5 protein-coding genes are annotated in these 13,510 nt (G+C 65.9%); all 5 read left to right on the forward strand.

Annotated features, from left to right (window positions below; translation table 11 throughout):
* The 5 genes from GMST_RS11575 (at position 1) to GMST_RS11595 (ending at position 13,375) form a co-directional block, all read left to right on the forward strand.
* A complete protein-coding gene (locus tag GMST_RS11575; protein ID WP_183354815.1) occupies positions 1 to 2,847 on the forward strand; it encodes an EAL domain-containing protein in 2,847 nt (948 codons plus the stop codon).
* A 189-nt stretch (positions 2,848 to 3,036) separates the two neighbouring features.
* Positions 3,037 to 7,563: a glutamate synthase-related protein gene (locus tag GMST_RS11580; protein ID WP_183354816.1), complete on the forward strand. Its 4,527-nt coding sequence runs from the start codon at positions 3,037 to 3,039 to the stop codon at positions 7,561 to 7,563.
* 37 nt (positions 7,564 to 7,600) lie between these two features.
* Positions 7,601 to 8,947 carry a TRAFs-binding domain-containing protein gene (locus GMST_RS11585; RefSeq protein WP_183354817.1) on the forward strand — a complete coding sequence of 449 codons (1,347 nt, stop codon included), beginning with the start codon at positions 7,601 to 7,603 and terminating at the stop codon, positions 8,945 to 8,947.
* A gap of 204 nt (positions 8,948 to 9,151) precedes the next feature.
* Positions 9,152 to 10,957 carry an AMP-dependent synthetase/ligase gene (locus GMST_RS11590; RefSeq protein WP_183354818.1) on the forward strand — a complete coding sequence of 602 codons (1,806 nt, stop codon included), beginning with the start codon at positions 9,152 to 9,154 and terminating at the stop codon, positions 10,955 to 10,957.
* A 30-nt stretch (positions 10,958 to 10,987) separates the two neighbouring features.
* Complete coding sequence (locus GMST_RS11595; protein WP_183354819.1) at positions 10,988 to 13,375, forward strand: 3-hydroxyacyl-CoA dehydrogenase/enoyl-CoA hydratase family protein; 2,388 nt, start codon at positions 10,988 to 10,990, stop codon at positions 13,373 to 13,375.
* Positions 13,376 to 13,510 lie beyond the last annotated feature (135 nt).

Here is a 13,510-nt window from a genome sequence, read left to right on the forward strand (position 1 = left end):
ATGGCACCTTTTCCCTACACCATAACCGACATTTCGCTGCTCTACGTTGAGGACGAACCCGAGGCCCGCGGCATGCTGAGCCGCATGCTGGCCCTCAACTACCCGGGGCTTAGGATCCACGTCGCCGAAAACGGCATCACCGGTCTGGAGATCTTCCGGGAGTTCCGTCCCCATATCGTATTGACCGATCTCAACATGCCGGTTATGAGCGGCATCCAGATGGCGCGTGAGATCAAGGCGCTGGAGCCCGAGGTGGTTACGGTGGCGGTGACCGCCTACAGCGACACCTCCTATCTTTTGAGCGCGATCGAGATCGGCATCCACAACTACGTGCTGAAGCCGGTAAACTACGCCGACCTGTTCCGGGTGCTCGACACCATCCTGGAAAAGCTGATGCTGCAGCGTTTGGTGGACGAGCAGGACGAGCGGATCCGCAGGCGCGAGCAGCAGCTGAGCCTGGCGCAGAAGGTAGCCCACCTGGGAAGCTGGGAGTGGGATGCCGCAACCGGCGCCGCGGCCTGGTCGGACGAGCTGTACCGGATCTGCGGCATGGAGCCCGGGCAGGCCCCCGCCTCCTGGCGCGCCTTTCTGGCCCTGGTGTACCAGGAGGACCGGGCCACGGTGGAGCGCGCCCTGGCCCGGGCCTTCGAGCTGCGCGAGCCTCAGGTTTCCCAGTATTTCCGCCTGGTCAGGCCCGACGGCTCTATCCGGGTGATCAGCGCCCATTCCGAGCTGATCTGCGACGAGGGAGGGCGCCCCCGCTCCCTGATCGGCACCTGCCACGACGTCACCGATTCGGAGACCGCGCAGGCCGCCCTGCGTGCCTCCGAGCAGCGTTTCCAGAAGATCTTCCAGGCGACCCCTGACCTCCTGAGCATCACCGAAGCGCAGGAGGGGGTCTACCTCGAGGTGAACGACGCCTTCCTGAACGACCTGGGGTACCGGCGTGACGAGGTGCTCGGGCGCAGCGAGGCGGAGCTTGGGATCTGGGCCAGGGAGCGGGAGTTGCGGGGGGTGCTGCGGGCGCTCGAGGAACTCGGGGAACTGCGCGATCTGGAGGTGCATCTGCGCAACAGGCAGGGGAGGGTGCTCTCCGGGATCATCTCGGCCCAGTACCTGGACATCAACGGCAGGCGCTGCATCCTCACCCTGTTCAAGGACATAAGCGAGCGCAAGCGGATCGAGGAAGAACTGGCCCGTCTGGCCAGCATCGTGGAGTCTTCCGACGACGCCATCATGGCGACCGACGCAGAAGGTCTCATCACCATCTGGAACCAGGGGGCCGAGCGGATCTTCGGGCTTAAGGCCGATGAGATCAAGGGGCGCCACCTTACCGCCCTCGCCCCCACCGAGCGCAAGGATTACCTGAGCCAGCAGTGCCGCCTCTGCTGCCGGGACGGGGAGGTCGGCCACCTCGATCTCCCCTACCAGCGCAGGGACGCCCGCCAGATCCAGGTGTCGATCACCCTGTCGCCGCTGCGCGACGCCTACGGGGCGCTCCTGGGGCTCTCCGGTATCGCCCGCGACGTGACCCGGCGCTCGGAGCGGGAGGAGACCATACGGCACCTGGCGCTGCACGACCCGCTCACCGACCTCCCCAACCGGAAGCTCTTCATGGATTTCCTGGCACTGGAGCTGGCCCAGGCCCGCCGCAACCGGCGCTCCCTCGCGGTCCTCTTCCTGGACCTCGACCACTTCAAGCAGATCAACGACACCCTCGGGCACGCCGCCGGGGATCTCCTTTTGCAGGCGGTGGGGCAGCGGCTCAAGGGGTGCGTCCGGGAATCCGACACGGTAGCCCGCATCGGCGGGGACGAGTTCAACGTCTTAATGCCCGACCTGCACCAGACCGACGACGTCGGGACCGTGGTCGGCAAGATCATCGGCGTCTTCGAGACCCCGTTTCTGCTCGACAACGTGGAGGTGGCAGCCAGCACCAGCATCGGGGTGAGCATGTTCCCCAACGACGGAGACAGCAGTGCGGAACTGGTCCAGAAGGCGGATTCGGCGATGTACGTCGCCAAGCAGCGCAGCGGCAACACCTACCAGTTCTACAACGACGAGATCAACACGCGCACGGCCAAACGCCAGAAACTCGAGCGCCAGCTGTACCAGGCGATCAAGGAAAACCAGCTGCTCCTCGAGTTCCAGCCGCTGGTGCGCATCGACACCGGCAAGGTGGTCGGCGCCGAGGCGCTGTTGCGCTGGCAGCACCCCGAGGAGGGGCTTTTGTTCCCTTCCCAGTTTTTGAGCGTCGCCGAGGAGACCGGCATCATCGTCCCGCTCGGCGAGTGGGCGCTGCGCAGCGCCTGCGCCCAGATGAAGCGCTGGCAGGAGCGCGGCCACGCCTTCACCATCGCGGTGAACCTCTCCAACCGCCAGTTCCACCGCCCCAACTTCGTGGAGAGCACCCAGGAGCTTCTGGCGGAGACCGGCCTCGACCCGAGCGCCCTGGAACTCGACCTCACCGAGTATGCCATCATGGACGACCTCGACTCCTCCATGCGGCACATGCGCAAGCTCACCGACCTTGGGGTCCACTTCACGGTAGACGATTTCGGAACCGGGTCCTCCTCGCTGCAGTGTATCCGCCAGCTCCCCATCGAGCGGGTCAAGATCGACCGCAGCTTCATCCGCGACATCCTCACCCAGTCCGACGACCTCGCCGTGGTGAACGCCGTGATCTCCATGTCCCACAACCTCGGGATGAAGGTGAACGCCGTCGGGGTCGAGTCCCAGGAACAGCTGGAGCTGATCCGTTCCAAGGGGTGCGACGAGGTGCAGGGGGACGTGATCAGCAAGCCCCTCCCTCCCGAACAGTTCGAGGTGCTGGTGGCAAACCTCTAGCCGCGCTCACCGCGAGCTTTTCTGCTCCGGTGAGCGTCCCGCCACGCGCGGTCCCGGCCACGCCGCGGCAGGCCCGTTGCCGCGCACCGTTTCCCCCGTATTTTCGGGGACCTTCCTTGCCTCTCCCAGATTCCTCTGTTATAACTTCGCTGTTGCCGCACTGCTATGCCATAAAACCCTGGAGTTTTCATGCTGCGAGTTGATCCAGATCCCTCCGGTCTCATCCCTGCCGAGCGCGATGCCTGCGCGATCATCTGCCACATCAACAAGGCTGGCCGTCCCTCCCACGGCAACGTACAGCGCACCATCGATGCCCTGGTCAAGATGGGGCACCGCGCCGGGGAGATCAACGGCGAAGGGGACGGCTGCGGCATCCTGACCGATCTGCCGCGCGAATTGTGGGGCGAGGTGCTGGCCGGGGCGGGGCTCGCGCCTGAACTGGCGCAAGACCCGGGCTTCGCGGTCGGGCATCTCCTGGTGGAGCGCCAGGCGCTTGGTGAGGACCCCGGACTGCCGGCGCGCATCCTGGCGGCGGTGGCGGAAGGCGGCCTGACGCCGCTGGTCGACCGCCCGGCACCGGTGCGCAGCGAGGTCCTGGCGGCGCGGGCCCGATGCGCGGAGCCCGTGGTCTGGCAGGTAGCCCTCAACGTCCCGCAGGCGCAGCAGGCCGGGCGGGACCTTTTCGCTCTGCAGCTCGAACTCGAGGCCCGTTTCCCGGTCCAGGTCGCCTCACTCTCCGGGGACGTGACCGCCTACAAGGTGCACGGCGCCCCGGAGCTGCTGCCGCGCTACTACCCGGAGCTCAAACGTCGCGAGTTCCAGTCCTCGGTTACCATCGGGCACAGCCGCTACTCGACCAACACGCTCCCCACTGTGCTGCGCGCCCAGCCGTTCGCACTTTTGGGCCACAACGGGGAGATCAACACCATCGCGAGGCTGCGCGAGGAGGCGCGTATGCTCGGGATCCGGCTCCCCCTGGGAGGCTCGGATTCGCAGGACCTAAACCGCACCCTCGAGGGGCTCATCGCAAGCTACGGTTTCACCCTCTTCGAGGCGATGGAACTCGTGTTCCCGCCGGTCTTCAGCGCCATGGACCGGATGGAAGCGGAGCTGGCGGGGATGTACCGCTGGTTCAGGCGCTTTTTGAGCGCGAGCGCCCAAGGGCCGGCAGCCATTATCGCCCGGCACGGCGACCAGTGCGTCTTCAGCGTGGACGCCATGGGGCTTCGACCGCTTTGGGTCGGGGAGACCGAGAAGGAGCTCTTCGCCTCCTCTGAACTGGGGGTGGTGCCCCACGAGGATATCCTGGAAGACCCCAAGCCGCTCGCCCCGGGTGAGAAGATCGGCGTGCGCCTGGTAGCGGGCGAGGCGCCCGAGGTCTTCCAGCACCAGGAACTCAGGCGCGAGATCCTCTCCCGGTTTCGGCGCCGCGCCAGCCTCACCGCCCAGGCGAAAAGCCTGGTTCACGGTGCCGACCTGGCCCGCAGCGCCACGGAGGAAACGCGGCGCCCCGCCGGGCCGGAACTGGTCCGGGAGAGCCTCCTCTCCGCCCTTGCCTGGAAATCGACCGACCTGCAAAACCTCGCCGAGATGGCCCGCAACGGCCAGGACCCCATCACCTCGTTGGGCTACGACGGGCCGCTCGCCTCGCTGTCGCTTTCCCGGCAAAACCTCTCGGATTACTTCAAGGAACAGGTGGCCGTGGTCACCAACCCTGCCATCGACCAGGAGCGCGAGGCCGAGCACTTCTCCACCCGGGTCTACCTGGGGCCCCGCCCGACGCTGCGCGGCACCCAGCAGCGTGCCGTGGAGCTTGCCCTGCCGCTTCTTTTGGGTGGTGCCCGAAAGGGCCTTGCCTCCTCCGAGAGGCAGCTTGCCGCCGCCTTCGGCACCTGCACCCTGGAGGCACTCGTCGAGGGGTTCGGCCGGGGCAAGACGCGCAACATCGGCTGCCACATCGCCCGGGGCGAGAGCCTCTCCGCCGCCTTGGAGCGGATCAACGAGCACGCCACCGTCGCCGTCTGCCGCGGGGTGACCCTGCTGGTCCTGGATGACGCCCAGGCCTTCGCGCGCGGCAACAGCTTTCTCGACCCCTACCTGGTGGTCGCGGTGCTGCACAAGGCCCTCAAGGAAACCAGTGCCGCCGGCGGAGCGAGCCTGCGCCGCCAGGCCTCCATCGTGTTGCGCTCCGGCGCCCTCAGAAACCTGCACGATTTGATCTTCGCCCTGGGGATGGGGGCCGACGCCCTCTGCCCCTACTTGATCTGGGAGCAGGGCTCCTTCGAGGAGCACGGCAAGCGCAACCTCCTCGGCGTCCTGAAAAGTGGGCTGGAAAAGGTGATCTCCACCATGGGGACCCACGAGATCGGCGGCTATGGCAAGTACTTCGCCTCGCTGGGGCTCTCCCCGGATCTGGCCGAGATCTTCGAGACCCCGAACTTCTGCGGTTCCGGCCGCGGGGGGCTCAACCTCGAGCGGCTGGAGGCTGAGAATCTGAGCCGCAGCGTCCAGGCACGCAGCCGGGAGGCCGTTGCGGTGCCGGTGCAGTTCCGCCTCTACCCGCGCATCTGGAAGATGGTAGGGCAGGTGGCCAAGATGGAGGAGAGCTACGCCGACCTCTCCCGGTTGATCCAGCGGCTCGAGTCGGAACACCCGCTCGCCATCCGCCACCTGGTGGACCTGCGCTACCAGGTGGAGCTGAGCGTCGACCCCGACGAGGTGGACACCCGGGTTGGGAACCACGACCTCCCGATCCTCTTCTCCGCCATGAGCTTCGGCTCCCAGGGGGAGACCCCGTTTAGGATCTACGCCGAGGCGGCGCGCCGCCTGAACATCATCTGCATGAACGGCGAAGGGGGCGAGATCGCGGATCTCCTGGGGAAATACCGCGCCAACCGCGGCCAGCAGATCGCCTCGGGGCGGTTCGGGGTCAGCATGGAGTTCCTGAATTCCGCCGACGTCCTGGAGATCAAGGTGGGGCAGGGGGCGAAACCCGGCGAGGGGGGGCATCTCCCCGGTTTCAAGGTGACCGCCAAGATCGCCCAGGCCCGCAACGCGACGCCAGGGGTCTCGCTCATCTCCCCCTCCAACAACCACGACATCTACTCGATCGAGGATCTGGCCCAGATCGTCGAGGAGCTGCGTACCGCGAACCCCACGGCCCGTATCTCCGTGAAGGTTCCGGCGGTGGCGGGGCTTGCCACCATCGCGCTGGGGATCGTGAAGGCCGGCGCGGACATCATCACCATAAGCGGCTATGACGGCGGCACCGGGGCCGCGCGCAAGCACGCCGTTAAGTTCGTCGGGCTCCCCGCCGAGATCGGGGTGCGCGAGGCGCACCGGGCCCTCGTCGAGGCCGGCATGCGGCACCGGGTGGAGATCTGGGCGGACGGCGGGGCGCGGACCGGGCGCGACGTGATAAAGCTCATGCTCCTGGGTGCCAACCGGGTCGGCTTCGGGACGCTCGCCATGGTGGTCATCGGCTGCACCACCTGCCGCGGCTGCCACCTGGGGACCTGCCACGTCGGGATCGCCACCCAGATCGAGACCCCCGAGGAAGCCGAACTGCGCGGCCTGAAGCGGTTCGTCCCCCGGGTGCTGGAAAACGGCGTCATCTACCAGACCACCTTCTTCCGGGCCATGGCACGCGAGATCCGGATACTCTCCGCGAAGCTCGGCTTCAGGCGCACCCAGGAACTGGTCGGTCGGGCCGACCTTTTGGAGCAGACCCGCGGGGCGGACCGCATGGACCTCTCCGACCTCCTCGCCCCGGCGCTTCCCGGCGACCCGCACCAGTTCGACAGCGAGGTGCGCATCATCCGCAAGCCGCTCAACTACTTAACCTCGCTCATTTCCGGCCTGGTCGCCGACGCCTTTGCCTCGGGCGAGGAACGGGTGCGCTACGACGACGACTCCGCTAGCAGCTCGGACCGCGCCATCGGGACCCACCTGGCCGGGACCATGGTGCGCGGCTGGCGCGAGGGGCGCATGCCGGCCCACAGCCAGGCGCTGCTCCACTTCCACCACGACTCCATTCCCGGCAACGGTCTCGCCGCCTTCACGGTCCCGCAGATCGACATCCGGGTCGAGGGGGGCGCCCAGGACGGCGTGGGGAAATCCGCACGCGGCGGGATGATCGTGATCCTCAAGGGAGAAAACCGCTTCGGGAACCGGGTAGGCGGCTCGGTGGGGAAAGGGCTCGCCTACGGGGCGACCGGCGGGACCTTCATCATCCAGGGGGACGCCGACAGCCGTGCCTGCGTGCGTCTCTCGGGAGCCGACGTCATCTTCGGCGGCCGGATCCGCGCCCGCGTCGACGACAGCCTCGGGAACCTGGCCGGGCGCGCCAACCTGAAGGGGTTCGCCTGCGAGTACATGACCGCCGGCCGGGTGGTGGTGCTTGGGGACCCCGGCCCGTGGCTTTGCTCCGGTATGACCGGAGGGGTGGTCTACTGCCACCTTGACCAGGAGATGGGGTTCGACCGCGATGCCTTGCGGCGGCGCCTGGCCCGTGGGGCCGGAGTGGAGATCCGCGACCTCGAGGAGGAGGACCTGGACCAGGTCGAGGAACTCCTGGCCCGTTACGAGCGCGAGCTCTACCACTCGCACCAGGAGGAAGAGGCCGACTGGCTGGCCCAGGTGGTCGCCCGGTTGCGCAGCCGGTTCGTGAAGATCGTCCCCGAGAAGTTCGCCATGATGCCCAGCAGCACCGAGTAACGCCGGGGTTTCCGGCAGGGATACACCAGGGGGTTCCATGGATCAGCCCTTGTGCCTCATAGTGATGCCGTTTGGCAGGAGAAAGGACGCCACCGGGCGCTCCGTCGACTTCGACGCGGTGTACGAGCGCCTGGTCGTCCCGGCGGTACGTGCCGCAGGTCTCGAGCCGGTGCGCGCCGAAGATGCCCGCTCGGGCGGGGTCTTGCAGGGACACAGCTACCAGCGGATCATGCACTGCGACTACCTGGTCGCCGACCTCACCACCGCCAACGCCTCGGTCTACTACCAGGTCGGGGTGCGCCACGCGGTGCGTCCTCACGCGACGGTGCTGATCCTCGCCGCGAAGAGCGCCCAGATCCCCTTCGACCCGGACCGGCTCCAGGGGGTGCGCTACCGGGTCTCCGCCCAGGGGCTCCCGGAACACGAGGCGCGCTACCGGGCCCTTTTGACCGAGAGACTGGTGGCCTCGCGCCAGGGGCCGCCGGACAGCCCGCTCTTCCAGACCGTCCCTGACCACCCGGCGCTGGCCGGTACCCCTCCTGCAGACCTGAGGGACAACCTGCAGCGTAGTGTGGAATTGAGGCAGCGGCTGGCGCAGGCCCGCTGCCAGGGGGGTGAGGCGGTTCGCGAGGTGGAGCGGCAGCTCGGGGATCTGGCACGTTGCGAGTCAGGGGTGGTGATGGAGCTTTTTCTCTCCTACCGGGCGGTCAATTGGTGGAACGAGATGATCGATCTCTCCAAGCGGATGCCGCCGGACCTCGCGGCGACCGTGCTGGTGCAAGAACAGCTGGGGCTTGCCTTAAGCCGCTCCGGCCGTGGGGAGGAGGCGGAGAACGTGCTGCGCGACCTCATCTACCGGCGCGGCGCCTGCAGCGAAACCTACGGGATCCTGGGGCGGGTCCTCAAGGACCGCTGGGAGGCGGCCTTAAACGATGGAGAGAAAAAGGGGACCAAGGACCTCCTGGACCGCGCCATCGACGCCTACCTGAAGGGGTTCGAGGCCGACTGGCGCGACGCCTATCCCGGGGTGAACGCGGTCACTCTGATGGAGTTGAAGGAGCCGCCCGATCCTCGGCGCCGCGAGATCCTCCCCGTGGTCTTCTATGCGGTCGAACAGCGCATCCGCTCCGGCGCCGCCGACTACTGGGACTACTCGACGCTGCTGGAACTGGCAGTGCTGGGGCGCGACGAGGCGAAGGGGATCGACGCCCTGGGGCGGACCCTTGCCTGGGTGCGCGCGGCGTGGGAGCCGAAGACCACCGCCAGAAACCTGAGGCTCATCCGGGAGGCGCGCCAGCGTCGCGAGGCGGAAATCCCGCCCTGGTCCGAACGGGCCGAGGCGGAACTTCTCAAGGCGGCGGAGCGGGGGACCGCGCGCCCCTGATCCGCGGCAGCACGGTTCCGATACAAAGAGCAGCTGCGCTTCAAGGAACGCCTCGCTCTACCCGATACAACCCATGGATACTCCACCCTCCCTGCCCGGTGCGCGGGGGGGATGTTCATTAAACATTGACCTTGACATGCACGTTAAGGATACCTATTCTGGACACAGACGTGTCCTCGTGCCGGTTTCACCATGGGTGCTCGTATGGACCAGATTCCCTACCAATCACTTCCCGATGTGCTGCGCAGGCATGCAGCCGAGCTGGGGACCCGACCCGCGATCAAGTTCCGCAAGCAGGGAAGCTTCGTCGTCCTGAACTACGCCCAGTACTACGACCGTGCCCTCATGGTCACCCGCGGTCTTCGCAAGCTGGGGATCGAGCCCGGCGACCGGGTCGCGATCCTCTCCGAGAACCGTGCCGGCTGGATCATCGCCGACATGGGGATCCTGAGTGCCGGCGCCGTCACCGTCCCGATCTACCCCACCAACACCCCCGAGCAGGTAACCTACGCGCTCACCCACTCGGAGGCGCGCATCGTCTTCGTCTCGAACCGCTCCCAGTACCGCAAGCTTTTGAAGTACCACGACGCCTTGCCCCAGCTGAAGCTGGTGGTCTCCTTCGAGCGCTTCCTCGGCGAGCCGGGGCTTCCGGTCACCACCTTCTACCAGCTCTCCGAGATAGACGACCCCATCCTCGACGACGAGCGCCGCGAGATCGAGGGGGTCATCGACGGCATCAACCCCGATAAGCTGGCCACCATCATCTACACCTCGGGGACCACCGGCATCCCCAAGGGGGCGATGCTCAGCCACGGCAACCTCCTTTTCGACGCCTGGTACACCATCAAAAAGGCCGGGGTGCTGGGGGACCGCGAGGTGCTCCTGAGCTTTCTCCCCTTAAGCCACGTGCTGGAGCGTACCGTGGGCTACTACCTGCCGGTCCTTAAGGGGGGGCTCATCGCCTTCGCCGAGAGCTTCGAGAAGATCGCCGAAAACATGGTGGAGGTGAAACCCTCCCTCATCGTCAGCGTGCCGCGCCTCTTCGAGAAGATCTATTCGCGTATCTTCGAGAGCGTGCACCAGCTTTCCCTGTTCAAGCGGACCATGTTCCGGCGCGCCCTCAGCATCGGCAGGCGCTACATCTACGCGCGCTACATCGAGCACCGGGTCGGGCTTTTGCTTCAGGCCCAGTACCTGCTCGCGGACCGGATCATCTTCACCAAGCTGCGCCAGCGCTTCGGCGGCAACCTGAAGCTCTGCTGCTGCGGCGGGGCACCTTTGGACAAGGAGATCAACGAGTTCTTCTGGATTATCGGGATCCCGATCATAGAGGGGTATGGGCTCACCGAGACCAGCCCGGTCATCTGCATCAACACCTTCCAGCAGCTGCGCTTTGGCTCCGTGGGGACTGCCTTGGAACAGACCGAGATTGGGATCGCCCTGGACGGCGAGGTGCTGGTGCGCGGCCCCCAGGTGATGCAGGAGTACTACAAGGACCCGGAAGCATCCCGCGAGGCTTTCGAGGACGGCTGGTTCAAGACCGGTGACATAGGCTACCTCGAGAACGGTTTCCTGTTCATCACGGACCGAAAGAAAGAGCTGATCATCACCGCCGGCGGGAAGAACATCGCGCCCCAGCCCATCGAGAACCTGCTGAAGCGCGACAAGTACATCTCCCAGGCCATCGTCTTCGGGGACCGCAAGCCGTACCTTACCGCGCTTTTGGTCCCGACGCTCGAGCGCCTGATCGAGTTCGCCCTGGAAAACAAGATCAACTACAACGACGTGGCCGACCTGGTGGTGCACGAACCGGTGCGCAAACTCTACGAACAGCGGGTCGCTGCGGCGAACGAGAGCCTGGCCCACTACGAAACCATCAAGAAATTCCAGTTGCTGCCGCGCGATTTCAGCGTCGAGGCCGGAGAACTGACCCCCACCTTGAAGCTGAAACGCAAGGTGATCGCCGAGGCCTACCACGACAAGATCGAGGAGATGTACGCGGAGCATTGAAACCGCGGCCCGTGCCGCTTGGGGGATTACATGAGACAGATCAACAAGGTAGCAGTGTTGGGGGCCGGCGTCATGGGGGCGACCATCGCCGCCCATCTGGCCAATGCCGGTATAGGGGTGCTGTTGCTCGATATCGTCCCCGGTCAGCCGAACGACGCGGAGCAGGCCAGGGGGCTCGGGCTTTCCGACCGGGCGGTGCGCGACCGGCTGGCGGTCCAGGCGATCGCGGGTTTGGGTTCGCTCAAGCCGGCCCCGCTCTACCTTCCCGACTATGCCGCCAACCTCGAAGCGGGCAACCTCGAGGACGACCTGACGCGGCTTGGGGAGTGCGACTGGGTGATCGAGGTGGTGCTGGAGAACCTGGAGGTGAAAAAGCGCCTCTTCGCCGAGAAGGTGGTCCCGAACCTCAAGGAAGGGAGCATCCTCAGCAGCAACACGAGCGGCCTTTCCGTGAACGCCCTGGCCGAGGTGCTTCCCGACGCGGTGCGCCGCAACTTCCTGGTGACCCATTTCTTCAACCCTCCGCGCTACATGCGGCTCATGGAGATGGTCCCCTGCCGGGAGACCGATCCCGCGGTGACCGCGTTCATGGCAGGGTTCCTGGCCAAGAAGCTGGGGAAGGGTGTGGTCTACGCGAAGGACACCCCGAACTTCATCGCCAACCGGATCGGCACCTACGCGGGCGCCATCACCGGGAAGCATATGGAGGAGATGGGGCTCACCGTCGAGGAGGTGGACGCCATCACCGGTCCCGCCCTGGGGCGCCCCAAGACCGCGACCTTTGCCCTTTGGGACCTGGTGGGGATCGACACCGTGGCCCGGGTGCTCGATAACAGCTACGAGGCGCTTCCGGACGACGACGAACGCGAGGTGTTCCGGGCGCCGGAGAGCATCGAGAAGATGGTCGCCGCCGGGCTTACCGGGAAGAAGGCCAAGCGGGGTTTCTACAAGCGGGAGACCGTGAACGGCGAGAGCGTCAAGTTCTACTACGACTACCGCAGCGCAAGCTACCAGCAGGCGACCTCGCCCAAGTTCGCCTCGGTACAGGCAACCAAGCAGATCGACGACCCGGCGCAGCGCATCCGGACCCTGCTCGAGGGGGGCGACCAGGCGGCCCAGTTCGCCTGGAAGACCCTGCGCGACACCCTGATCTACACGGCCAAGCGGATCCCCGAGATCGCCGACGACGTGGTCAACGTCGACAACGCCATGAAGTGGGGCTACAACTGGGAGCTCGGTCCGTTCGAGATCCTGGATGCCATCGGTGTGGCGGTCTTCGTGGCACGCGCCGCAGCCGACGGGGTGGCGGTTCCCGAACTGTTGCAGGGGGTTGAGCGCTTCTACCGGCGCGAGGCTGGCAAAGAGTACTTCTACGACGTGGCGAGCAAAACGTTCCGCGAGATCGAGCGCCCGGCTTCCAGCGTCTCGCTCACCCTCTTGAAGGACGCCGGCCGCGTCATAGAGAAAAACAGCGCAGCCTCGCTCATCGACCTTGAAGACGGGGTCTTCTGCCTCGAGTTCCACTCGAAGATGAACACCATCGGCGGCGACACGCTCTCCCTGATCCAGAAGAGCATCCGGCGCACCGAACAGGACGGGGTGGGGCTGGTGATCGCCAACCAGGGGGGGATGTTCTCCGCAGGCGCGAACCTGATGCTCCTCTCCATGGGGATCGCCGAAGCTGCCTTCGACGAGATCGCCCTCCTGGTGAAGAGCTTCCAGAAGGCGATGATGGCCATCAAGTACGCCCGGATCCCCGTGGTCGCCGCCCCGCACAACCTGGTCATGGGAGGGGGGTGCGAAACCTGCCTGCATTCCGACGCCATCGTCGCGCAGGCCGAGACCTACATGGGGCTCGTGGAGATCGGGGTGGGGATCCTCCCCGCCGGTGGAGGGACCAAGGAGATGGCCCTGCGCGCCATCAAGCTCGCTGACGAGTACGAGACCGACGTGACGCCGTTTCTTTTGAAAAACTACCGCAACATCGCCATGGGGAAGGTGAGCGCATCAGCCGCCGAACTCTACGGTATGGGGTTCCTGCGCCACGGTGACGGCATCACCCTCGACCCCGACAAGCGGATCCACGACGCGAAGTTGAAGGTGCTGGCGCTCGCCGCCACCTACCGCCCGAGCCGCCCGGTCACCGGAGTCAAGGCGCCGGGGCGCAGTATCGCCGCCAGCATCAAGACCCAGCTTTGGAACCTGAAAGAAGGCGGCTTCATCTCCGAATACGACAAGTACCTCGCTTCGGGGATTGCCGATGTGATCACCGGCGGCGACGTCCCTGGCGGCACCCTGATCAGCGAAGAGTACCTGCTTGACCTGGAACGCGAGATGTTCCTCAAGTTCTGCGGCCAGAAGAAAACTGCCGAGAGGATCCAGCACATGCTGAAGAAGGGGAGGGCGCTGCGCAATTAACCGATGGACAATTGACAGTGGAGAATTGACAATGATGTGTCGGCTGAAGGGGTACTTGATCTGTACGTGATCTCGGTATGATCAATCCCCGCGCCACTGGACTCGCTGCACCGCAAAGAGCGACGCTGCGTGTCC

This window comes from Geomonas silvestris (genome assembly GCF_014193515.1).
GTDB lineage: Bacteria > Desulfobacterota > Desulfuromonadia > Geobacterales > Geobacteraceae > Geomonas > Geomonas silvestris.

Bases quoted from the DNA above. Each gene is read 5' to 3' on its own strand.
- GMST_RS11590 (WP_183354818.1), top strand. From the start codon at position 9,152: ATGGACCAGATTCCCTACCAATCACTTCCCGATGTGCTGCGCAGGCAT.
- GMST_RS11580 (WP_183354816.1), top strand. From the start codon at position 3,037: ATGCTGCGAGTTGATCCAGATCCCTCCGGTCTCATCCCTGCCGAGCGC.
- GMST_RS11595 (WP_183354819.1), top strand. From the start codon at position 10,988: ATGAGACAGATCAACAAGGTAGCAGTGTTGGGGGCCGGCGTCATGGGG.
- GMST_RS11585 (WP_183354817.1), top strand. From the start codon at position 7,601: ATGGATCAGCCCTTGTGCCTCATAGTGATGCCGTTTGGCAGGAGAAAG.
- GMST_RS11575 (WP_183354815.1), top strand. From the start codon at position 1: ATGGCACCTTTTCCCTACACCATAACCGACATTTCGCTGCTCTACGTT.